Annotated in this window: 22 protein-coding genes and 2 tRNA genes; 17 read left to right on the top strand and 7 right to left on the bottom strand. The window is 66.2% G+C overall.

All coding sequences use genetic code 11. The features are described 5' to 3' along the window. Positions 1-336 precede the first annotated feature (336 nt). The gene (locus tag HJG53_RS02385; protein WP_171127578.1) at positions 337-1,473 is read right to left on the bottom strand and encodes a GGDEF domain-containing protein; all 1,137 of its coding nucleotides are present in this window, start codon (positions 1,471-1,473) and stop codon (positions 337-339) included. Positions 1,474-1,573: 100 nt separating this feature from the next. On the opposite strand from HJG53_RS02385, the gene HJG53_RS02380 reads away from it, so the two are divergent. Next, positions 1,574-2,380, top strand: coding sequence for a pyrroline-5-carboxylate reductase (locus HJG53_RS02380; RefSeq protein WP_171127577.1), 807 nt, complete (start codon positions 1,574-1,576; stop codon positions 2,378-2,380). Here the strand turns inward: HJG53_RS02380 and HJG53_RS02375 are convergent. Further along, positions 2,377-2,817: a helix-turn-helix domain-containing protein gene (locus HJG53_RS02375; protein WP_171127576.1), complete on the bottom strand. Its 441-nt coding sequence runs from the start codon at positions 2,815-2,817 to the stop codon at positions 2,377-2,379. The genes HJG53_RS02380 and HJG53_RS02375 overlap by 4 nt on opposite strands. A gap of 49 nt (positions 2,818-2,866) precedes the next feature. Here HJG53_RS02375 and HJG53_RS02370 point away from each other — a divergent pair, with 49 nt between their 5' ends. Together HJG53_RS02370 and HJG53_RS02365 are read left to right on the top strand one after the other, a co-directional pair. Next, positions 2,867-3,952, top strand: a complete 1,086-nt coding sequence (locus HJG53_RS02370) for a branched-chain amino acid aminotransferase (protein ID WP_217352562.1) — start codon at positions 2,867-2,869, stop codon at positions 3,950-3,952. Positions 3,953-4,004: 52 nt separating this feature from the next. Continuing rightward, positions 4,005-4,079, top strand: a tRNA-Gln gene (locus tag HJG53_RS02365). Positions 4,080-4,088: 9 nt separating this feature from the next. On the opposite strand, the gene HJG53_RS18300 is transcribed toward HJG53_RS02365, so the two are convergent. Next, positions 4,089-4,373 (bottom strand): HNH endonuclease, encoded by a 285-nt coding sequence (locus tag HJG53_RS18300; RefSeq protein ID WP_217352561.1) that lies wholly within the window; start codon positions 4,371-4,373, stop codon positions 4,089-4,091. 55 nt (positions 4,374-4,428) lie between these two features. Between HJG53_RS18300 and HJG53_RS02360 the strand changes: the two genes are divergently transcribed. From HJG53_RS02360 to HJG53_RS02350, 3 genes are read left to right on the top strand one after another with little or no spacing between them, the layout of a single operon-like run. Beyond that, positions 4,429-5,025, top strand: a complete 597-nt coding sequence (locus HJG53_RS02360) for a methyltransferase domain-containing protein (protein ID WP_171127574.1) — start codon at positions 4,429-4,431, stop codon at positions 5,023-5,025. Between the two features lie 20 nt (positions 5,026-5,045). Further along, the gene (locus HJG53_RS02355; protein WP_171127573.1) at positions 5,046-5,429 is read left to right on the top strand and encodes a VOC family protein; all 384 of its coding nucleotides are present in this window, start codon (positions 5,046-5,048) and stop codon (positions 5,427-5,429) included. A 34-nt stretch (positions 5,430-5,463) separates the two neighbouring features. Next, on the top strand, positions 5,464-6,282 hold the full coding sequence (locus HJG53_RS02350) for a phytanoyl-CoA dioxygenase family protein (RefSeq protein ID WP_171127572.1): 819 nt from the start codon (positions 5,464-5,466) through the stop codon (positions 6,280-6,282). On the opposite strand, the gene HJG53_RS02345 is transcribed toward HJG53_RS02350, so the two are convergent. Both HJG53_RS02345 and HJG53_RS02340 read right to left on the bottom strand, forming a co-directional pair. Then, positions 6,276-7,625, bottom strand: coding sequence for a family 43 glycosylhydrolase (locus tag HJG53_RS02345; protein WP_171127571.1), 1,350 nt, complete (start codon positions 7,623-7,625; stop codon positions 6,276-6,278). The genes HJG53_RS02350 and HJG53_RS02345 overlap by 7 nt on opposite strands. After that, positions 7,613-8,242: a TetR/AcrR family transcriptional regulator gene (locus tag HJG53_RS02340; RefSeq protein ID WP_171127570.1), complete on the bottom strand. Its 630-nt coding sequence runs from the start codon at positions 8,240-8,242 to the stop codon at positions 7,613-7,615. Before HJG53_RS02340 ends, HJG53_RS02345 begins: the two co-directional genes overlap by 13 nt. A 51-nt stretch (positions 8,243-8,293) precedes the next feature. On the opposite strand from HJG53_RS02340, the gene HJG53_RS02335 reads away from it, so the two are divergent. The 5 genes from HJG53_RS02335 (at position 8,294) to epsC (ending at position 13,673) form a co-directional block, all read left to right on the top strand. Beyond that, on the top strand, positions 8,294-9,736 hold the full coding sequence (locus HJG53_RS02335) for an efflux transporter outer membrane subunit (protein ID WP_171127569.1): 1,443 nt from the start codon (positions 8,294-8,296) through the stop codon (positions 9,734-9,736). After that, positions 9,736-10,881, top strand: a complete 1,146-nt coding sequence (locus HJG53_RS02330; RefSeq protein ID WP_171127568.1) for an HlyD family efflux transporter periplasmic adaptor subunit — start codon at positions 9,736-9,738, stop codon at positions 10,879-10,881. The genes HJG53_RS02335 and HJG53_RS02330 overlap by 1 nt, the downstream gene beginning before the upstream one ends. Further along, positions 10,881-12,428, top strand: coding sequence for a DHA2 family efflux MFS transporter permease subunit (locus HJG53_RS02325; protein WP_171127567.1), 1,548 nt, complete (start codon positions 10,881-10,883; stop codon positions 12,426-12,428). The genes HJG53_RS02330 and HJG53_RS02325 overlap by 1 nt, the downstream gene beginning before the upstream one ends. Positions 12,429-12,500: 72 nt before the next feature. After that, positions 12,501-12,576 (top strand) — tRNA-Glu (locus HJG53_RS02320). A gap of 119 nt (positions 12,577-12,695) precedes the next feature. After that, positions 12,696-13,673: a serine O-acetyltransferase EpsC gene (gene epsC / locus HJG53_RS02315; RefSeq protein ID WP_171127566.1), complete on the top strand. Its 978-nt coding sequence runs from the start codon at positions 12,696-12,698 to the stop codon at positions 13,671-13,673. 43 nt (positions 13,674-13,716) lie between these two features. Here the strand turns inward: epsC and HJG53_RS02310 are convergent, their stop codons facing one another. Further along, complete coding sequence (locus HJG53_RS02310) at positions 13,717-14,451, bottom strand: SDR family oxidoreductase (RefSeq protein WP_171127565.1); 735 nt, start codon at positions 14,449-14,451, stop codon at positions 13,717-13,719. Positions 14,452-14,582: 131 nt separating this feature from the next. On the opposite strand from HJG53_RS02310, the gene HJG53_RS02305 reads away from it, so the two are divergent. Beyond that, positions 14,583-14,894 (top strand): helix-turn-helix transcriptional regulator, encoded by a 312-nt coding sequence (locus HJG53_RS02305; protein ID WP_171127564.1) that lies wholly within the window; start codon positions 14,583-14,585, stop codon positions 14,892-14,894. 33 nt (positions 14,895-14,927) lie between these two features. Here the strand turns inward: HJG53_RS02305 and phhA are convergent, their stop codons facing one another. Beyond that, a complete protein-coding gene (gene phhA / locus HJG53_RS02300) occupies positions 14,928-15,758 on the bottom strand; it encodes a phenylalanine 4-monooxygenase (protein WP_171127563.1) in 831 nt (276 codons plus the stop codon). Between the two features lie 196 nt (positions 15,759-15,954). On the opposite strand from phhA, the gene HJG53_RS02295 reads away from it, so the two are divergent. The 5 genes from HJG53_RS02295 to HJG53_RS02275 are packed head-to-tail and all read left to right on the top strand — an operon-like array spanning position 15,955 to position 20,248. Then, on the top strand, positions 15,955-16,428 hold the full coding sequence (locus tag HJG53_RS02295) for an Lrp/AsnC family transcriptional regulator (protein ID WP_171127562.1): 474 nt from the start codon (positions 15,955-15,957) through the stop codon (positions 16,426-16,428). A 3-nt stretch (positions 16,429-16,431) separates the two neighbouring features. Next, positions 16,432-17,346, top strand: a complete 915-nt coding sequence (locus tag HJG53_RS02290; RefSeq protein WP_171127561.1) for a tryptophan 2,3-dioxygenase — start codon at positions 16,432-16,434, stop codon at positions 17,344-17,346. Continuing rightward, on the top strand, positions 17,343-17,969 hold the full coding sequence (gene kynB, locus HJG53_RS02285) for an arylformamidase (protein ID WP_171127560.1): 627 nt from the start codon (positions 17,343-17,345) through the stop codon (positions 17,967-17,969). The genes HJG53_RS02290 and kynB overlap by 4 nt, the downstream gene beginning before the upstream one ends. Next, positions 17,969-19,204, top strand: a complete 1,236-nt coding sequence (gene kynU / locus HJG53_RS02280; protein WP_254447475.1) for a kynureninase — start codon at positions 17,969-17,971, stop codon at positions 19,202-19,204. The genes kynB and kynU overlap by 1 nt, the downstream gene beginning before the upstream one ends. 39 nt (positions 19,205-19,243) lie before the next feature. Continuing rightward, positions 19,244-20,248 carry a carbon-nitrogen hydrolase family protein gene (locus HJG53_RS02275; RefSeq protein ID WP_171127558.1) on the top strand — a complete coding sequence of 335 codons (1,005 nt, stop codon included), beginning with the start codon at positions 19,244-19,246 and terminating at the stop codon, positions 20,246-20,248. Positions 20,249-20,251: the final 3 nt, after the last annotated feature.

Raw genomic sequence — 20,251 nt, 5'->3', positions numbered from 1 at the left:
GCTCTAGGGTCCGTACTCAATCGCCAGGTCGGCGTGACTGGGCGAGTTTTGGCCTGTGGGTAGGAGCGAGGAGGGAGCGATGTTGCACATCGTGACCGATCGAGCGACGCCCTCCACAGGCCAAAAGGCGCCCCGCCCCGAAGGGGTCGTCCGGAGCGGCGCGCTGATGAGCAGGTGAAACTGTCCCCCGGACAGTTTCAGCCATGTCTGGGGGACATGGCGGCCGGCCTCATCGTCGCTTGCTTGCGCGTAGCATCAGCTACGCGACTGCGCTGCGCTCCTCGCCAGCGCGCAGCTCCGGGCGATCACGCTCGATCTGGTGATTGAGTACGGACCCTAGCCCGCGACTTCGACGCGGTTGCGGCCTTCGTTCTTGGCCCGGTAGAGCGCCTGGTCGGCGGCGCGGAGCATCGCTCGGCCGGTGTCCGCCTCCATCAGCGATGCGACGCCTGCGGAAAAGCTGACTCGACCGATCGGCTCGCCCGACTGCTTGGCCACAAGGCGCCGCTCTTCCAAGTCGGCGCGGACATTGTCGACGACGCGGCCCGCCTCTTCGGCGGTCATGCCTTCGAAGAGCATGACGAACTCTTCGCCGCCGTGGCGTGCGACGAAGCAGTTGTTGCCGGATGCGGAGGCGAGCCGCTGGGCGACGAACTTCAGGATGCGGTCGCCAACATCATGGCCGTGCGTGTCGTTGATCTGCTTGAAGTGGTCGATGTCGCAAAAGGCGAGCGCGAGCGGCTTGCCCGTCTCGCGCGCCTGCATGACAGCGCGACGGAAGCGGTTCTCGAACGCGCGGCGGTTCGCGAGGCCGGTCAGCTGGTCGCTTTCCGCGAGGCGCCGCGCCTCGGCGAGGCTGCCGCGCAGCTGGTTCATCTGCTTGCCGGCGTCGCGCAGCTGCTGTTCGGCAGCGCGGGTCTTCTCGATCATCGAGCCGGTCAGCTCGACCAGGGCCGCGATCGTCTCGTCGCGCGATCCCTCAAGCAGATCGGCGACCTTGGTCTCCAGTGCCTGACCATAGGCCTTGGCATCCGCGCCCGACTGGCGCGCGAGGCCGGCAATGTGAGTCAGCCCGGACTGGGCCTTGTCGATCAGGCCCGCGAGCATTTCGGCCGACATGTCGGTGCGCACTTCGCCCAGGATCAGTTCGGCTGCGTCGGGCGTCAGGCGGCCGAGCCGGGCGATCGCGCGGTCGACGGCCTCGATCAGCTTGCGGTCGGACCGGGTGAGATAGCCGTGGGCCAGTTCATAGTGCGCGGGCGAGGGCTCGAGCTGGTGTGAGTCGAGGAACAGGCCGATCTGCTGGAACAGCGAGGGCGCTTCCTGCTCCTCTTCCTTGCCGAACCAACTGCGCACGGCCTGCGACAGGCGGCCGCCGCGCTGCCGGGCATCGTCGTTATGGGCGGAGCGTCGGTTCACCCCCGGTGTGGCGTCGATCGGAATGGCGCTGGCGGAGGTGAAAGACGTGCTCATGCTCATCAATACGGCACTCGGCTCGACTTCTTGAGGAGCGCCGCAGTGATTTTTTGCGGTGCGGCTTGCCGTCCCTCGGCGCGCGTGGCTAGGCGGCACGATGCGCTGGCTCGATGATGGTCCGATCTGGCTGATCGGCTGCGGCAACATGGCGGGTGCCATGCTGCGCCGCTGGCTCGGCGCCGGGCTGCCGCCGTCCCAGGTCACGGTCATTCGGCCGAGCGGCGTGGAGCCGGCGCCTGAAGTCCGCACGCTCGACCGCTTGCCCGAGGGCGAGGCGGCGCCACGCCTGCTCTTGCTCGGCGTTAAGCCGCAGAAGCTCGACGAAGTCGCTCCCGACGTGGCGAAAGCTGTCGGGCCGGAAACGCTGCTCGTCTCGATCCTGGCGGGCACGTCGTTGGGCGCCTTGTGGCAGCGTTTCCCTACCGCAGGAGCGATCGTTCGGGCGATGCCGAATACGCCGGTGGCATTGGGGCGGGGTGTCGTCCTGCTGCACGGGCAGGCCGGAGAAAGACACGAAGCGCTCGAAAATTTGTTGGCACCGCTCGGGTCGTCGGAATGGCTGAACGACGAACACATTTTCGATGCTGCGAGCGCGTTGACGGCGAGCGGGCCGGCGTTCGTCTTCCGTTTCATATCGGCCATGGCGGCCGCTGGCGCCGCGCTGGGGGTTGAACCGGCTCAGGCGCTCCGCTTGGCGCTGGGCACCGCGGACGGAGCGGCCGGTCTGGCGCGTGGCTCGGGCGAGAGCCCCGACCAGCTCGCCGAGCGCGTCGCGAGTGTCGGGGGCATGACGCGCAAGGGGCTCGACGTACTTGATGAGGAGGGTGCACTCGTCCGCCTGATAACGAGAACCATGCAGGCCGCAGAGCGGCGCGCGCGCGAACTGGCGGAGCAGACTCGCTAGGCGAGACCTTCAAGCACCGCCCAGAACCCGCCGACCGCCTGCTGCCCCGCCTGCGCATAGGCAGAGGCCAGCCGCGCCCGCATCGCCTCGAACAGCTCGGCTTCCAGCGCACGCCCGCTGTCCGTCAGGCGCAGCAGCCGCTGGCGGCGATCGTCGCGGCCCACCCGAACCTCGACCAATCCTCGTTCGACCAGCTCGTTCAATGTGCGGTTGAAGGACTGTTTGGTCACGCCGAGCCGGGTGAGCAGGGCGCCGACAGTCGAGTCCGCGTGGCGGCCGATGAAGTAGAGCGCACGTTGATGGGCCCGGCCAAGCTTGGCGCCCGCCAGGATCGGCTCGACCGCCCGCGCCAGCTCCGCTTGTCCCGCGAACATCAGCTCCAGCCCGCGGCGCACTTCGGGTTCGCGGAGGAACAGGGCGGATGGAAAGGACGCCATTGCCTTCGCCTTGCCATTGGCCCTAGGCGACGGCAAGCGAGAGGGGATGATGAGCCTGACCTTCGATTTCGAGCCCAACGCGGCGCCGCTGGCGACCGGCGAACGCGATGCCTTGCTGGCCGATCCGGGCTTTGGCCGGGTCTTCACCGATCACATGGCGGTCGTTCGCTATGCCGAGGGTCAGGGCTGGCATGACGCCCGCATCGTGGCGCGCGGGCCCATCTCGACCGATCCTGCCTCCGCCGTGCTGCATTACGCGCAGGAGATATTCGAGGGGCTGAAGGCCTATCGTCTACCGGACGGCGGCATCGCCTTGTTCCGGCCGGACGCGAATGCGCGGCGCCTTCGGGAGTCCGCGCGCCGTATGGCGATGCCGGAGCTACCGGAGGAGATTTTTCGCGAGTCCCTGCGCGCGCTGGTCCGCACCGACCGGGATTGGGTTCCGAGCATTCCCGACGGCGCGCTCTATCTGCGGCCGTTCGTGATCGCGAGCGAGGTGTTCCTGGGGGTCAAACCTTCGTCCGAATATATCTATGCGGTCATCGCTTCTTCGGTCGGCTCCTACTGGAAGGGCGGAGTTAAGGCAGTGACCCTATGGGCGTCGCGCAACTACACACGCGCCGCGCCAGGGGGGACGGGCGCGGCGAAATGCGGCGGCAATTATGCGGCCAGCCTGATTGCCCTTGCCGAGGCGCAGCGTCAGGGCTGCGATCAGGTCGTATTCCTCGACGCGGTGGAGCGCCGCTGGATCGAGGAACTGGGCGGCATGAACGTGTTCTTCGTATTCGAAGACGGTCGGCTGCGCACGCCGCCGCTCGGCGGAACGATCCTGGCCGGCATTACGCGCGACTCTCTCATCCGCCTGGCGCGCGACCAGGGCCTGAAAGTCGAGGAGGAGCCCTACTCGCTGGATCAGTGGCAGGCGGATGCCGCCAGCGGGCGGTTGACCGAGGCCTTTGCCTGCGGAACCGCCGCCGTGGTCACGCCGATCGGCCGGGTAAAATCGGACGATCTCGACTTCACCGTCGGCAGCGGCGGGCCGGGGCAGGTGACCGAGGGCCTGCGTCAGCAGCTCACCGACATCCAGTTCGGCCGCGCCCCCGATCCGCACGGCTGGATGGAACGCATCGTCTAGCGATTAGAGGGTTTTCAGCGAACCGGCGGGCGCTATAGAGGCGCCCGCCTGTTGGGGCGTCGCCAAGTGGTAAGGCACCGGTTTTTGGTACCGGCATTCGCAGGTTCGAATCCTGCCGCCCCAGCCAGTCTCCAGCTCAGACTCTGTCTTTGCGCCGCCGGGTCGGTGCGCTGAAATCCGGTGGCTTGCTGGCGATCCACACCAGGAAGCGTGCAATCTCGGCGTCCTTCCGCATCGTCTCTGCGTGGGGCGACCTAGCGAGAGACAGATTCGAGAAGCGGGCATGGATGGTGCGGTGGCAGATCGGGTGGACCGGAACGGTCTCGCGGCCGCCGCGGCTCTTCGGGCGGGGGTGATGATATTCGATCCGCCGCCCGAGCGGGCGCGCGCAAAGCCAGCAGCTTGGTTCGTTCATGCCCATTAGAACACCGACTTAGCCCGTTGCGCTCCGTCGGCGGAACGGCCATGGCACGCCCGTGCCCGGACCGTTGAAGGATTGGCTGAGCTTCGTCGAGCGCATGGCCCGCAATCCGCGGGCGATCGGCGCTATCAGCCCTGCCAGCCCCGCGCTTGCCGAGGCAATGGCGGCGCAGATCGATTTCTCTGCACCCGGCCGCGTGCTCGAACTGGGCCCCGGCACCGGCGCCATCACCAAGGCACTGGTCCGGCGCGGGCTCGGCGCTGAGCGCGTCCTCGCGATCGAAGCCGATCCGACCTTCGCCCGTATGCTGCGATCCCGCTTTCCACGACTGGAAGTGATCGAAGGCGATGCGACAGATGCCGAACGGCTGGACCAACTGGGACCCTTCAACGGCATCATCTCGAGCCTGCCGCTGCTCAACTTTCCGGCGCACGACCGCATCGAGCTGGTGCTGACGTTGCTGCGGCTGATTCCTCCCGGAGCGCCGTTCGTCCAATATTCCTATGGCGTCCGTCCGCCACTGCCCCGATCGCACGAGCTTGAGGTCGCTCTGGCTGAGCAGGTGTGGCGTAATCTGCCACCCGCGCGCGTGTGGGTTTATCGCTCACGCGTCGCAGCACTGGCGCAGCCCGTCCGCGAGGCGGCTGAATAGACTTGGGAGGAGGAGCAACGATGTTCAGTCACATGGTGGTTGGGTCCAACGACACGAACCGATCGAAGAAATTTTACGATGCGCTGTTCACCGCAGTGGGCGGCAAGCCCGCCATCCACGACGACAAGGGCCGCCTGATCTACATGCACAATGGCGGCATCTTCATGGTGACGAGCCCGATCAACGGCGAACCGGCCACCCATGCGAATGGCGGCACCGTCGGCTTTGCGATGGAGAACCCGGCGCAGGCGGACGCCTGGCACAAGGCGGGTTGCGAGGCGGGCGGCACCAGCTGCGAGGATCCCCCCGGCGTGCGGGAAGGTGGCTTCGGCAAGCTTTACCTTGCCTATCTGCGCGATCCCGACGGCAATAAGTTGTGTGCGTTGCACCGCATGCCGAACTGAGGGAGCCGCCGGTCGGCTCGACGGTTTTTGCCACATGGACGACCGGTACGACGTCGCGCAGATCATGGGGGCGCTCTACGGGCCGGGGATCACCGGCCTGAAGGGCGCCTTTCCGCCGGAATGGGCAGACCGGATGGCGGCGGACATCTGGACGATCTGGGAAGAGGTCAAGGACGTGCCCGGCGGGGCATTGCCGCGCGGTCCGCAAAGATGGTACGTCGAGGTCCATCCGGAGCGGGTCAGCGGCTTCGTCGACATCGTCACCCATCCGTGGTTCGTGGCGGTGTGCGAAGCGGTGCTCGGGCCCGACTATAGGATAGTCGAAGTCGGCTTCGACATCCCCTTTCCGGGTGCGGCCGACCAGCCTTGGCACCGCGACTTCGCAGTGCCGGAGGCGACGGCCAGGGGTCGTCGCCTGAACTCGCTGGCGTTCAACTTGACGGCCGTCGACACCCGGCCGGAGCATGGCCCGTTCGAGATTGCGCCCGGCACTCAATGGGACCAGTTCGAAGGCTGCGCCAAGGGCATGTTCCCGCCGCGCGAGCTGTGGCCGCGCTATGTCGAGCGCGCTGAGCAGAAGCTGCCGCAACGGGGCGACATGTCGGTGCGTTCGGCGCTGACCGTCCATCGCGGCACCGCCAACCGCTCGAACGAACCGCGGCCCGTGCTGGTCGTCGGCGTCGACGCAACCGACGCCACCAACGCCCAGCACCATGACCTGCAGGTGACTAGCGGCTATCTCCACGCTCTGCCGCCTCGGGTGCGCGAACATCTGACGTATCGCGTCGTCGAGCGGCTCGAGCCGATCGTGCAGCACCACACGATCGCCGGCCTGCTCGAGCCGGCCTACTGATCGGGCGTGAGCAGATCGACCCGGTCAGGATGGAAGGCGAGGCGGGCGCTGAGCAGCGCACGGAACTGCTTGTAGCCGCCGGTGCCGGGCGGAAAGGCGTGGAAGAAGAGGCGAGGCACGCCGTCAGGCCCGGAAGCGACCGAAGGATGCCCCGGACCCCACCATGACACGTTCGTCCGCAGCAGTGGCTCGGGCATCTTTCGATACGGCCCGGTCGGCTCGTCGGCGAGGGCGACGCCGATACCGTAATCGGGCGTCGAGAAGTCGTTGCCTGAGTAGAAGAGATAATGCCGCCCGTGCTGGCGCGTCACCCAATTGCCCTCGATCAGATGGCCTTCCCAGGCGAGATCGTTGACCAGGACGACTGTCCGCTCGCCGACAAGGGAACGCCCGTCCGCTGCCAGTTGCTGCGCGAAGACGCGCGTCCGCATGGCCTCGGCCACCTCCGGATAATCCTGCGCGCGAAGGCGAACATCGTCATAGTGGGCGACGGCGGCTTCGATCATCGGCTGCAACGCGAAGAATTGCTCCATCGGCGACGCCCTCCGCGCCCAGCCCCAGAGCGCGGCGCAGAGGTGAGCGGTGCGCCGATCCGCATCATCGTCGAACACGCGCTCGGCCAGACCGGGCTCCGCTTCGAGCAGGCCAGCGAGGCGGCGCGGCCAGACGGCATTGCTGTCCTCCTTCCAGAACAGCAGGGTTCGGTTTTCACACACCAGCAAATGTGGGTCGATGACCCCACCGGTGAGCAAGGGCTCGGGATCGGCGGTGAATGGACCGGCCGGGTGAGCCGCGCGGGCGAGACCGATGCAGAGTTCGCGCGCCGCGTTGCGCGCGGTGAAGCAGAGCAGATACTCGTCGCCGACCTGGTGCAGTTCGGGCGCCCAGAAATCGGCGATGCCCTCGCCCGTGATCGCCCAGGGCGGTGCCACACCCGCGGGGAAGACGAAGCCGAGATGCTTCCAGTCGTTCAGGTCGTACGAATGCAGGATCGGAAAGGAATCCGGCGCGTCGTTGGAGGTGGCGACGAGGAAATAGCCGTGCTCGGTGTGCAGGACCGCGGGATCGCCATAGCCGTCGCGAATGCCCGTGCCGATATTGCGCGTCAGCAATGGCTCGATGGCGGCGCAGTGTCCGGTGGGCTGGGGGTGTTCGCGGTTGCGGGGCAGGCGAGTGCCGAAGGTCTCCGCGATTCCGCGGAAGGCATCGAGCCAGGCCCCATGCTGCCGATCGCCGAGCGGATACTCGCGCGTCTCGATGGGGCCATGCACGGAAGGGCCGGACACGATGAGATGACCCTGGTGCGAAACGGTGGCCGAAAAGTACAGGTTCAGATGCCCCATGCCCGCATGAACGCTGCGACGGCGGTTTCGATCTCCACCTCGCTCTCGGCTGCAGTCGGTGCGCCGGCCAATCCGAGCAAGTGCATCTGCGGCGAGCCGAGCTGAATCGCTCCGACCAGCTGCTGCGCAGCGACCGCCGGATCGCCCGCGCGCAGCTTTCCGCGCGTCATAGCCTCGCCAACGAAGGCGCGGAGGTTGCGCTTGCCGCGCGCGGCTCCGCGCTCATACATCATCTCGCCAAGCTCGGGAAAACGGCCCGCCTCGCCGATGACCAGCCGATGCATGTCTACGATCGGTTGCGAGTGAAGCGTCTGGAGCAGTGCCTGCCCGAAGCGGCGTAACTCGCTTGCGACATCGGCTTCGATGTCGAAGCTCACTTCCAGCGCCCGGCCATAGCGCTCTACCAGGTCGTCAAGTACGGCGGCGAACAGATCCTGCTTCGACGGAAAATAGGTCCAAAGCGTCGTTTTCGAGCCGCCAACCTGTGCTGCGATGGACGACATCGATGTGGCGCCATATCCATGCGCGAAGAAGGCGTGGCGGGCGACTTCGACGAACCGCTCGCGACGGCGGTCGGACGTCCCGGATTTCTGCTCGTTTGTACTGGTCGGTATCATTGATGTTGACAGCCGCTAGAGCGAGGGTCAAAGCGAATCGTACCGGTCAGTATGGTGGCTGATTTGCGGAGCTTCAAACATCTATTTGCGGGCGGCGTTGTCCTAGGTCTTTCCGCTTGCGCCGGCGTGCCGGAACTTGGGCCGAAGCCGCTGTTGCAGAGCGCCGGGCAACTCGGAGCCAAGTCGCTACGCGGAAGCGCGGCTGCCTGGCCGATCTCGGCCTGGTGGCGTGGCTATGGCGACCCGCAGCTGAATGCTTTGGTCGAAGAGGCGCTGACAGGGTCGCCCGATGTGGCCATTGCCGCCGCCCGCCTGCGCGCCGCCGAAGCGGCGGCGCAGCAGGCGGGCGCTGCGCTCGTGCCCTCGCTCGAGCTGGACGCCAGCGTGGCCGCCGCCAAGCAGAGCTACAATAACGGGCCGCCCCGCCAGTTCGTGCCGCAGGGCATTCAGGACATCGGACGGGTTGCGGGCACTCTCTCCTTCGATCTCGATCTCTGGGGCCGCAATCGCGCTGCCCTGGCCGCTGCAACCTCCGAAGCCGAGGCGGCGCGTGTCGATGCCGAACAGTCCGCATTGCTGCTGTCCACTGCCATCGCTTCGGCCTATGCCGACCTTGCCGGGCTCTATGCGTCGCGCGATGTCGCCGCCGAGGCGGTGCGCGTGCGCGGCGACACGGCGGAGCTCACGGCGCGGCGGGTGGCCAACGGCCTCGACACACGCGGCGAGCAGCTCCAGGCGGAGTCGCGGGTGCCGGCGGCGCGGGCGGAATTGGCCGCGCTCGACGAGGCAATCGCCTTGACCCGCAATCGCCTGGCGGCGCTGGTCGGCAAGGGCCCGGATCGCGGTGCGACCATCGCGCGTCCCGCCATCAGCGTGCCGGGAACGGCGTTGCCGCAGCGACTGGACCTGGATCTGTTGGGACGCCGGCCCGACCTGGTCGCCGCCCGCTTACGCAGCGAAGCCGCCGCCAGCCGGATCAAGGTCGCGCGCGCCGCCTTTTACCCGAACATCAACCTTTCCGCGCTGGTCGGCCTGCAGGCGATCGGTCTCGGTAATCTGTTCGAAAGCGGGTCCAGCTTCGGCAGTGCCGGACCTGCACTCAGCCTGCCCTTGTTCGATGGCGGCCGTCGCGAGGGCGGCTATCGCGGGGCGCGAGCACAATATGACGAGGCGGTGGCACGCTATAACGGCACCCTGGTGGCGGCGCTCCGCGAGGTGGCGGATGCGACTGCCAGCCTGAAGGCGCTGGACGTCCGGCTTGTCGAACAGCGCTCGGCCTTGGCGGCGGCAGAGGCGGCCGCGCGGATCGCTCGCATCCGCTATCAGGGGGGGCTGGCCAACCAGCTCACGGCGCTCCAGGCAGACGACACCGTCCTTGGCTTTCGCCGCGCCGTGGCCGAATTGGAGGCGCGCCGCTTCGCCCTCGATGTCGCGCTGGTCCGCGCGCTGGGTGGTGGCTTTCGGTATCAATCTGAACTCGCAGGACTGCGCTAATGGCCGATCAGCCCGAACCCTTCACCGAAGCGGCGGTTGCGCCCGCGCCCGATATGAAGGGGCGCAGGCGCCGCTGGCTGCTCATCCTGGCCGGCGTGATCGCGCTCGCGACCCTGATCTGGGCGGTGTGGTTCTTCCTCACGCAGGCGGGTCGCGTCTCGACCGACAACGCCTATGTGGGCGCCGACACGGCGCAGGTCACTCCGCTGATCAGCGCCCCGGTTGCCGAGGTGCGGGTGGCGAATACCCAGGCCGTGAAAAAGGGCGACATACTGGTCGTGCTCGATCCCGCCGATGCGCGGATCGATGTCGCGCAGGCGGAAAGCGCCCTCGCCCAGGCCGAACAGCGTTACCGTCAGGCCCGGGCGACGGTCGGCGCTGCGCAGGGCAGGGAGGCAGCGCGCGGCTCTGAGATCGCGCAGGCGCGGGCGCGGCTGGAGGAAGCCGAGGCCAACGCCGCTCGCGCCCGCGTCGAATTGCGGCGTCGCGAGGCGCTGATCGGCGCCGGAGCGGTGTCCGGTGAGGAGCTGACTCAGGCACGCACGGCGTTCGAAGCGGCGCAAGCCGCGCTGTCGTCCGCACGCGCTGGCGTGCGGAGCGCCGAAGCGACCCAGGCGGCCGCTGCCGGCGAAGTCGAGGCGAGCGCGGCGCTGGTCCAGGGCACCACCATCAATACCGCACCCGATGTGGTCGCGGCCCGGGCGCGGCTCGCCCAGGCTCGGCTCAACCTGGAACGCACCGTCATCCGCGCGCCGATCGACGGCGTCGTGACGCAGCGGCAGGTGCAGGTCGGCCAGCGCGTCGCGGCGGGCACGCCGATCATGGTGCTGGTGCCGGTCGGTGCCGCATATGTGGATGCGAACTTCAAGGAAGACCAGCTGGCAAAGGTGCGGCCTGGCCAGCCGGTGACGCTCCATTCCGATTTCTACGGCGACGATGTGGAATATCGCGGCCGTGTGGTGGGCTTCGCCGGGGGCACCGGGGCGGCGTTCGCGCTGATCCCGGCGCAGAATGCGACCGGCAACTGGATCAAGGTCGTGCAGCGCCTGCCGGTCCGCATCGCGCTCGATCCGACCCAGGTGCGCGAGCATCCGCTCCGTGTCGGTCTCTCCATGTCGGCGACGGTGGATACGCGGGGGCGCTGATGACGAGCGCCGCCGATCCCGACTGCCCCGAGGGAGAAGCTTGCCTCAGAGGCTGGCGCCTCGCCGCCGCTGCGTTCACGCTGGCCCTCGCCAACTTCGTCGTGGTGCTCGATACCACGATCGCGAACGTTTCGGTGCCCCATATTGCCGGCGCCCTCGCGGTTTCGCCGAGCCAGGGCACCTGGACGATCACCAGCTATGCCGTGGCGGATGCGATCAGCGTGCCGCTGACCGGCTGGCTGGCAGCGCGCTTCGGCAGCGTCCGCTGGTTCCTCATTTCGCTGATGGGGTTCGGGCTGTTCTCCTTCCTGTGCGGCATGGCGAACTCGCTCTACATGCTTGTCTTCTTTCGGGTGATGCAGGGCCTGTCGGGCGGGCCGCTGATGCCGCTTTCCCAGACGCTGCTCATGCGCATCTTCCCCAAGGAAAGGCAGAGCGCCGCCTTGGGCATCTGGGCCATGACGACGACCGCGGCGCCGATCCTCGGACCTATTCTAGGCGGCGTGCTCAGCGATAACTGGTCTTGGCCGTGGATTTTCTTCATCAACCTGCCGGTCGTGGCCGTCTGCGCATTCGGCGTTTCGCAGCTCGTTACGCCCTTCGAAACGATGATCCAGCGGGTCCGAATCGACGTGATCGGCCTGGTGCTGCTGATCGTATTCGTCGGCGCGCTGCAGATCATGCTGGATACCGGACGCGACAATGACTGGTTCCATTCGACCTGGATCATCGGGCTCGCCTTGATCGCAGCGATCGGCTTTGCGGTGTTCCTGATCTGGGAGGCGACGGAGGCGAACCCGATCGTGGACATCAGCGTGTTCCGCTATCGCGGCTTCATCGCCGGGGTGATCGCCGTGTCGCTGGGCTTCGGCGCCTTCTTCGCCCAGGTGGTGCTCACGCCGCTTTGGCTGCAGCAAGTGCTCGGCTACACCGCCACTAACGCGGGGTTCGTGGTGGCCTGGATCGGGCTGTTCGCGGTTCTCGTGTCGCCGCTCGCCGCGCGTATGACCGACAAGGTCGACCTGCGGATCACCGTCAGCGGCGGCATCCTGTGGCTGTTCCTGATGTCGTTCCTGCGCATGAGATGGTCGACGGATGTCGGATATTGGACGCTTGCGCTGCCGCACATCCTGCAGGGCATCGGCATGCCCTTCTTCTTCATCGGCCTCACGGCGTTGGCACTCAGTTCGGTGCCGCCGCAAAAGGTCGTGGTGGCCGCCGGCCTGATGAGCTTTTGCCGCACGCTTTGCGGCGCGATCGGCACGGCGCTCGCCACGACTCTGTGGGATGACGCCAATGCTGATGCTCGCGGTCAGATCGTGCCGGCGCTCAACGATGTGAGCGGCGCGATGGGGACGTTGCAGGCTCGGGGCGCGAGCGTCGAACAGTCGCGGGCAGCAATCGACCGCCTGGTCGAGGTGCAGACCGCAACCATCGGCGTCATCCACATCTTCCTCGTCGCAGGCGCGGTGTTTTTGCTCGCCGCGCTTTCCGTCTGGATCGCGCCCAAGCGCCGTGCGGGCGGATCCATCGGGGTTGGGCACTAACTAAGCTTGCCACGGATGCAATCGCTTGACTCAGGCGTTACCCGACCATAGGTCGCCGCTTCGCCCGCGCACGGCCCCTTCGTCTAGCGGTCTAGGACGTCGCCCTCTCACGGCGAAAACACGGGTTCGAGTCCCGTAGGGGTCACCAGACTTAGTGCTGCAACCAAGAGATTGCTGCTCTCACCGTTCGACACGCGAAAGGCTAGACTGTCCGCCTGGAAGATTTGGCTGGTGGTGCCTGTCGGGCGCCACGTTCTAGACAGCGGCATGGCTGAAGAGACTGGCGACGAGCGGGTCCACGAACCCTGGAGCACATCGGCGGCGATTGCCGGGCTGCGCGCGGCGCGCCAAAAGTGGCGTGTCCGGCACGAGCGCAATGCGGAATATGGCCGCCACGGCTTCCCGGCCCGCCGTTCGCTCGACCGCATCGTCGGCCAGCTCGCCGCCGCCCTGTTTCCGCTGCGCCTGGGGCCGCCGGAGATCACCCAGGCAAGCGAGGACAGGTTCATCGAAGCGACGCTGGAAACGGCCCTCTCTCAACTCGCGGCGCAGATCCGGCTGGAAGTGCGCTACAGCCGCGGCCCGGCGTGGACGATCGACGATGATTGCGCGGTCGACGACATCGTGCGCCGCTTTGCCGAGCGGCTGCCGGCCATTCGCGAAACCCTGGATAGCGACGTCGAAGCCGCCTATGATGGCGATCCGGCGGCGCGCAGCGTGGACGAGGTGCTGCTCTGCTACCCCTGCCTGATTGCGGTCGTGCATCACCGCATCGCGCATGAGTTGTTCCGCTTGGGCGCACCGCTCGTCGCCCGCATCATTGCCGAGATCGCCCATTCGCGCACCGGCATCGACATTCATCCGGGCGCCACCATCGGGCGACGCTTCTTCATCGACCACGGCACCGGCGTAGTCATCGGCGAGACGGCGATCATCGGCAACAATGTGCGCCTCTACCAAGCTGTCACGCTCGGCGCGAAAAGCTTGAGTACCGACGCTCATGGGGCGGTGCAGGTCGATCCGGCGCGGCACCCAATCATCGAAGACGATGTCGTGATCTATGCCGGCGCGACCGTCCTCGGCCGTGTGACGGTGGGGCGGGGCGCGGTCCTTGGCGGGAATGTCTGGGTCACGAAGGACGTCCCGGCCTATACGACGCTGACCATCGCCAGCAGCCGTGCGGAAACCCGCGCTCCGGATGTCGAGCCCAGCATCGAGGAGTGGCGGATATCGCCGACGATCTGAGTGGCTGAGGCCCCTCTCCGGTGGAAAGGGGCCGTTTGTCGCTTCAGGCCGCCGTGCCTCCATCGACATTGAGGGTGGCGCCGGTAATGTAGCTCGCGTCCGGTCCGGCGAGAAACGAGACTGCGCCCGCCACCTCCTCAACCTTGCCATAGCGGCCAAGCGGTACGACCCCAGTCATCTGCTGTGCGAACTCGCCGTTCGCAGGGTTCATATCGGTGTCGATGGGGCCCGGCTGTACGGCGTTGACCAGGATGTTCCGCGATGCGAGGTCCTTGGCCCAGCCGCGAGCCAGCGCCGCCACTGCCGCCTTGGTCGCGCTGTAGACGCTGGTGGCGGGAAAGGCGAGTTCGCCGGAAATGCTTCCGATCAGGATGATGCGCGCGCCATCGGCCAGGTGCGGCAGTGCCGCACGCGTGCCGACGTGCAAGCCCTTCACGTTCACGTCGAACTGGCGATCGAAGGTGTCGTCCGTATCGTCGGCGATGGCCGAGAACTCGGCTACTCCGGCGTTGTGAACCAGAATATCGATTCCGCCTAGCGCCGCAGCGGCCTGCTCGACGCCCGCACGCTGGGAACTAGGATCCGCTGCGTTGGCCTGAAACGCGAAGGCGCTGCCTCCGGCGCTTTCGATCGCCGCAACGGTCGCGTCCGCGGCGGCCTTGTTGCCGCCATAGGTGATGGCGACCGTGGCGCCGTCCGCTGCCAGCCGCTTGGCGATCGCCGCGCCGATGCCGCGCGAGCCGCCGGTGACGAGCGCTTTCTTGCCCTGAAGTGACATGGATATCCTCCGCAATATGGCCCGCGATCACGCCTTCGTTCGCTGTCGGCAGGCGGCGAAATGGGGCGTCGTGTTCAATAGTTCAACAATACCGAACTATTAAAGGCGCACGACTTGCCTATATAACGGGAATGCCCCGCTTCACCCACCCCAGGCTGGAAGACGTTCCGCTCGATCTGGCGCTTCATGCGCTGGCAGATGCTAATCGGCTAAGCATGGTGGCGCGGTTGGCGGCAGCCGAGCGGCTGAGCTGCTCCGGCGCGGCACCGTGCGACTCCATGCCCAAGAGCACCTTGTCCAACCACCTGAAGCTGCTGCGCGCGGCGGGACTGGTCGAGACGACCCAGGCCGGGCGCGAGATGATCAACACGCTGCGGCGCTCCGAGTTCGACCGGCGCTTCCCCGGTCTGCTCGATGTCGTCCTGGCAAATCGACCCGACTGATGGGTGAAGCGCAAAAATCCTTCGCCGTTGCGCTTATGCGAACGGCACGTCGCCCTCTGCGACGGCATCGGGAGTGAGGAGGGGCTTCTGCTTCAGCTGCTGGTAGATGGGCGCGAAATCCGTGTCCGCGGTGACCGTCAGCAGATGGTCGAAACTGTCGATGACGAAATAGGTCGGCTGGAACTTGTCGAACAGATAATCTGTCCGCATGACCCGCTCCAGGTTGAACTCCAGCCGCCGGACATCGGGCGAGGTCAAGGCGTGGAGCGTTTCGGCGTAGCTGGACAACAACCCAGCGCCATATCCTCGCAGGCCGCCATCTTCGCGGACGATGCCGAACTCGACGGTATGGAGGTACAGCCGGCCGAGAAAGTCGGTCGCATCGAGCCGCTGTGCACGGAGCCCCGCCTTGCCATAGGCCATCATGAAATCGGCGAACACCGGATCGGTCAGCATTGGCAAATGGCCGAACAGGTCGTGGAACAGGTCCGGTTCCTCGCTATAGTCGAGCGAGTCCGCGGATCGCAGAAAGTTCGCAGCCGGAAAACGCCGCTCGGCAAGATGCCGGAAAAACGCCTCGTTGGGGATGACTCCGGGCACCGCGACGATTTGCCAGCCGGTCGCGGCTTCCAGCCGCGGGTTGAGCTCGTGCAGATCGGGAATGCCTGGCTTGGACAGCCGCAAAATGTCGAGGCCTTCCAAAAACGCCTTGCAGGCAAGCCCGTCCAGCGCGCTTGATTGGCGCGCGAATAGGCGGTCCCACGTCGCATGCTCTGCGTCGGTGAAGCGATGCCAGTGCTGCGGCATCGTCCAGTCTGGCGCGACGCCTGCCGGCGGAGTCTCGTATACGTGCGTGATGGCCACTGCCGGCGTCCCTGTCCTGAAACCAGCATATCGCCGCAGCGGCGAAACATTGTCCCGAAGGGCTATCCGGTCTGCGCAAAATTTGGAACAATGTCCCGGACAGGAGGGGCTACAAGGCCAGTGTTTCGCAGAGGGTTACAGAAATTGCCGATCGATCCGCGATGGCGAAACGTCCAGTTTCGATCGGAGACACCGCATGGACCGCGTTGACTGGAAGATTTTGGCGGAGCTCGAAAGCGACGGGCGCATGTCGTTCGCCGACCTGGGCGAGCGGGTCGGGCTGTCGAAGTCGCCCTGCTGGTCACGGGTTCGAGAGCTGCAGAACAATGGCGCGATTCAGGGCTATCACGCGACGATCGATCCCGCCGCTTTAGGCCTGGCCGTGCAATGCTATGCCTTTGTGCGGATCAGTTTGGACGGCCACGAGGCGTTCGAGGAGGCGGCCAGCGCTCACCCGGCGATCATCGAGTGTCACACGACCGCCGGCGACAGCGATTATCTCCTGCGCATCTTTGCCCGGTCGGTCGAACATCTCGATGATCTGCTGCGGAACGAACTGTCGAAGCTGCCGGGCGTGCACCGGCTTTCCACCACCGTGTGCCTGAAGACGATCAAAGCCCGGGCGTCCTTGACCCGGTGGGCCACGCCGCCCGCGACCGGAGTCCGCTGACCGATGACAATCCGCACCTTTATCGAGGACGGCGTCGAGAGCTTCGAGGCGGAGATCGACGGCGAGACGATCCAGTGGGACAGGGGACTGTCCTATGCCAAGCATCTGCAGACCGATCGTTTGCTGTCGTCGCAAATTCCCGTGTCGGACAAGCCCGACGAGATGCTGTTCATCATCATGCACCAAACCATGGAGCTGTGGCTGAAGCTGGTGCTGCACGAAGCGAAGCTCGTCGTCGCCGGCGTTCGGGCCGACGATCTGGAGCGTGCCGGCAAGACGCTCGATCGGATCGCGACGATCCAGCGCCACATGATCCACAGCTGGGAAGTGCTGGCGACACTGACCCCGCACGACTTCCTCACCTTTCGAGGATTCCTGCGCAAGGCGTCCGGTTTCCAGTCGCACCAGTATCGCGAGCTGGAATTCCTGCTGGGCAACAAGCGAGCGGATTTGCTGCTTGTCCACCAAGACGACCCGGCAACGCATGGGCGCCTGAGCGCGGCGCTGCACGCGCCATCGCTCTACGACGAGCTGCTCCGGCTGCTGGCACGGCGCGGCTTCGCCATTCCGGAGGTGGCGCTCGAGCGGGATTTCAGCCGGCCCTACCAGCCGTCCGAGGCGGTCGAGGATGCTTGGCTGGCGATCTACTCGGACGTGGAGAGACACTGGGATCTCTACGACTTTGCCGAGAAGATCACGGCGCTCGAATATTATTTCCAGGAATGGCGCTTCAAGCACATGAAGACCGTCGCCCGCGTGATCGGCCACAAATTGGGCACAGGCGGTTCCGCAGGCGTCGATTATCTGGTCAAGGCGCTCAATCTGAGTTTCTTTCCCGAACTCTGGTCGATGCGCACGCGCATGGTCGCGGCCAAGGAGGGGCCGAACTATGCGGACCCGCGGGGGCAGGGCGCATGAGGGTTTGGGATATTTCCCAGACCCTACGGCCGGGCATGCCGATGTGGCCGGGCGAGCCTGAACTGGTCGTCCGCCGCAACGCAATGATCGGCGAGCAATGTCCTGTGAATGTCGGTGCCATCGAAACGCCGCTTCATGCCGGCACCCACGCCGACTCTCCCTTTCATTATGACGACCGGGGCCTCGCCAGTGCGGACCTCGATCTCGACCCATACATCGGCCCATGCGTGGTGGTCGACGCACGGCACGCCCGTCAAAGAGTCGAGGCCGACGATGTGGACTGGTCGGCGCTTGCCGGCGCTGAGCGGGTGATCTTTCGGACCTATGATCGTTTTCCCGCCGATCGCTGGAACTCCGATTTTACTGCCATCGCTCCGGCAGTGATCGCGAGGCTGCGCGAAGCCGAGGTGCGCTTGGTGGGCACCGACGCTCCGTCGCTCGATCCCGAGCAATCCAAGACGATGGACGCCCATCGCGAAGTCCAGACCGGAGACATGCGCATTCTGGAAGGGCTGGTTCTCGATGACGTGCCGTTCGGGCGCTATGAACTGATCGCCTTGCCGCTCAAGATCGCAGGTGCCGATGCGAGTCCCGTCCGTGCCATCCTGCGGGAGATTGGCTGATGCCGATGAGCACGGCAGAGGTCGCCGATCTGGACGCGCACGATCCGCTCCGCGACTTTCGCGACGAGTTCCAGCTACGCGAGGGCCTGATCTATCTCGACGGAAATTCGCTCGGCGCGGCTCCGACGGGAACCGCCGCGCGACTGGCCGATGCCGTGTCACGACAATGGGGCGAGGGGCTGATCACGTCGTGGCTCGGCGCGCAATGGTCGACCGCCCCGCAGCGGATCGGCGACAAGATCGCGACGATCATCGGCGCAAAACCCGGCGAGGTTGTCGCGGCGGACTCCACGTCGGTGAACATCTTCAAGGCGCTAACCGCCGCTTTGTCCCTCCGCCCCGGCCGCGCGGTCATCCTGTCGGAGACGACGAACTTCCCGACCGACGTCTACATGATGCAAGGCATCGAGGCGTTCAGCGGCGGGCGTGTGCGGTCGGTCGCAGTCGATCCCGAGGCCGTACTCGATCGGCTCGACCAGAACGTGGCGGTGCTGCTGCTGACGCAGGTCCATTACAAATCGGGCCTCGTCCGCAACTTGGCGGAGGTGACTCGCCGCGCCCATGAAAAGGGCGTCCTGACGGTCTGGGACCTGAGCCACAGCGCGGGTGCGATTCCGGTCGACCTCAACGGGGCGGACGCCGACTTCGCCGTGGGCTGCGGCTATAAATATCTGAACGGCGGCCCTGGCGCGCCCGCCTTCCTGTTCGCCGCGGAGCGGCACCATCAGGCGCGGCCGGTGCTGTCGGGCTGGTTCGGCCATGCGAGTCCCTTTGCTTTCGAAGAGGATTACCGACCTGCCGAGGGCATCACCCGCTTCCTGTGCGGCACGCCGCCCGTGCTGGGCCTGGTCGCTCTCGAGGCTGGAGTCGACCTGCTCTGTCGTGCGGACATGTGCGCGGTGCGCAAGAAGTCGCTGCGGCTCGGGCAGCTCTTCATCGAGCGCATGGAAGAACGGTGCCGCGCGTTCGGCTTCCGATTGGCGAGCCCGCTCGATCCGGCTCTGCGGGGCAGCCAGGTCTCCTACGCGCATCTGCACGGCTATGAGATCGTGCAGGCATTGAAGGCGGCGGATGTGATCGGCGACTTCCGCGCGCCGGACATCCTCCGATTCGGGTTGACCCCGCTTTACCTGCGTTACGCCGACATCGTGGAAGCAGTGGAGCGCATCCGCGAGGTCTGCGTCACGCGCGCCTGGGATAGGCCCGAATATCGCGAACGCGCCGCGGTGACGTGAGCCTCGGATCGAACCAGCCTGACCAGCGAAAGGACCACGATGCTCGAACTGCCGAAGTCGAAGGTTGCCGCGGTGCAGGCCGCGCCGGTCTTCCTCGACACCGAGGCGACGGTCGACAAGGCGTGCGCTTTGATCGCGGAGGCCGCAGGCAACGGCGCGAGGTTGGTCGCCTTTCCCGAGGTGTTCGTGCCCGGCTACCCCTATTGGAACTGGCTGATGACTCCGATCGAGGGCGGGCCCTGGTTCGAACGGCTGTGCCTTGCCGCCATCACCGTGCCCGGGCCTGAAGTCGATCGGCTCTGCGCTGCCGCGCGCGAGCATGCGTGCGTGGTGGTGATCGGCGTCAATGAGCGGGATCCCCGCTCCGTCGCCACGATCTACAACACCAACCTCATTATCGGTGCGGATGGCACGCTGCTGGGCAAGCACCGCAAGCTGGTGCCCACCTGGGCGGAGAAGCTGACCTGGGCCGGCGGGGATGGTTCGAGCCTGCGGGTCCATGACACGGCTGTTGGACCCCTGGGTACGCTGGCATGTGGCGAGAACACCAACACCCTGGCCCGCTTCGCGCTCCTGTCGGCCGGCGAACTCGTGCATGTGGCCAACTATATCGCTTTGCCGGTGGCGCCCGCATCCTATGACATGGCTGCGGCAATCCGCATCCGCGCGGCGGCGCACAGTTTCGAAGGCAAGATTTTCACCGTGGTTGCGTGCTCGACCGTCAGCGAACAGATCATCGCCGCGATGTCGGCGGATCGGCCGGCCAACCGAGCCCTGCTCGAGCGAAAGAACAGCGCTTACACCGGCATCATTGATCCGGCGGGCAATCCGGTGGGTGATCCGCTGATCGACGACGAAGGCATCGTCTATGCCGAGATCGACCTGAATGCCTGTATCCAACCAAAGCAGATGCACGACATCATCGGCGCCTATAATCGCTTCGATATCTTCGATTTGCGTATCGACCGTCGGCCGCGCACATCGGCGACCTTCGATGATCAGGCCGAAACAGCGCCGGTCACCCCCCAAGATCACGAAAGCTAGGAG

Source organism: Sphingomonas sp. ID1715 (genome assembly GCF_013044515.1).
GTDB lineage: Bacteria > Pseudomonadota > Alphaproteobacteria > Sphingomonadales > Sphingomonadaceae > Sphingomonas_B.
Note: the sequence above shows the minus strand (reverse complement) of the source record. Positions and strands in the feature narration are given on the sequence as shown.

Excerpts from the sequence above, each read along its gene's own strand:
- HJG53_RS02385 (WP_171127578.1), bottom strand. The coding sequence starts at position 1,473 with ATGAGCACGTCTTTCACCTCCGCCAGCGCCATTCCGATCGACGCCACA.
- HJG53_RS02380 (WP_171127577.1), top strand. The coding sequence starts at position 1,574 with ATGCGCTGGCTCGATGATGGTCCGATCTGGCTGATCGGCTGCGGCAAC.
- HJG53_RS02375 (WP_171127576.1), bottom strand. The coding sequence starts at position 2,817 with ATGGCGTCCTTTCCATCCGCCCTGTTCCTCCGCGAACCCGAAGTGCGC.
- HJG53_RS02370 (WP_217352562.1), top strand. The coding sequence starts at position 2,867 with ATGAGCCTGACCTTCGATTTCGAGCCCAACGCGGCGCCGCTGGCGACC.
- HJG53_RS18300 (WP_217352561.1), bottom strand. The coding sequence starts at position 4,373 with ATGGGCATGAACGAACCAAGCTGCTGGCTTTGCGCGCGCCCGCTCGGG.
- HJG53_RS02355 (WP_171127573.1), top strand. The coding sequence starts at position 5,046 with ATGTTCAGTCACATGGTGGTTGGGTCCAACGACACGAACCGATCGAAG.
- HJG53_RS02350 (WP_171127572.1), top strand. The coding sequence starts at position 5,464 with ATGGACGACCGGTACGACGTCGCGCAGATCATGGGGGCGCTCTACGGG.
- HJG53_RS02345 (WP_171127571.1), bottom strand. The coding sequence starts at position 7,625 with ATGGGGCATCTGAACCTGTACTTTTCGGCCACCGTTTCGCACCAGGGT.
- HJG53_RS02340 (WP_171127570.1), bottom strand. The coding sequence starts at position 8,242 with ATGATACCGACCAGTACAAACGAGCAGAAATCCGGGACGTCCGACCGC.
- HJG53_RS02335 (WP_171127569.1), top strand. The coding sequence starts at position 8,294 with ATGGTGGCTGATTTGCGGAGCTTCAAACATCTATTTGCGGGCGGCGTT.
- HJG53_RS02330 (WP_171127568.1), top strand. The coding sequence starts at position 9,736 with ATGGCCGATCAGCCCGAACCCTTCACCGAAGCGGCGGTTGCGCCCGCG.
- HJG53_RS02325 (WP_171127567.1), top strand. The coding sequence starts at position 10,881 with ATGACGAGCGCCGCCGATCCCGACTGCCCCGAGGGAGAAGCTTGCCTC.
- epsC (WP_171127566.1), top strand. The coding sequence starts at position 12,696 with ATGGCTGAAGAGACTGGCGACGAGCGGGTCCACGAACCCTGGAGCACA.
- HJG53_RS02310 (WP_171127565.1), bottom strand. The coding sequence starts at position 14,451 with ATGTCACTTCAGGGCAAGAAAGCGCTCGTCACCGGCGGCTCGCGCGGC.
- HJG53_RS02305 (WP_171127564.1), top strand. The coding sequence starts at position 14,583 with ATGCCCCGCTTCACCCACCCCAGGCTGGAAGACGTTCCGCTCGATCTG.
- HJG53_RS02295 (WP_171127562.1), top strand. The coding sequence starts at position 15,955 with ATGGACCGCGTTGACTGGAAGATTTTGGCGGAGCTCGAAAGCGACGGG.
- HJG53_RS02290 (WP_171127561.1), top strand. The coding sequence starts at position 16,432 with ATGACAATCCGCACCTTTATCGAGGACGGCGTCGAGAGCTTCGAGGCG.
- kynB (WP_171127560.1), top strand. The coding sequence starts at position 17,343 with ATGAGGGTTTGGGATATTTCCCAGACCCTACGGCCGGGCATGCCGATG.
- kynU (WP_254447475.1), top strand. The coding sequence starts at position 17,969 with ATGCCGATGAGCACGGCAGAGGTCGCCGATCTGGACGCGCACGATCCG.
- HJG53_RS02275 (WP_171127558.1), top strand. The coding sequence starts at position 19,244 with ATGCTCGAACTGCCGAAGTCGAAGGTTGCCGCGGTGCAGGCCGCGCCG.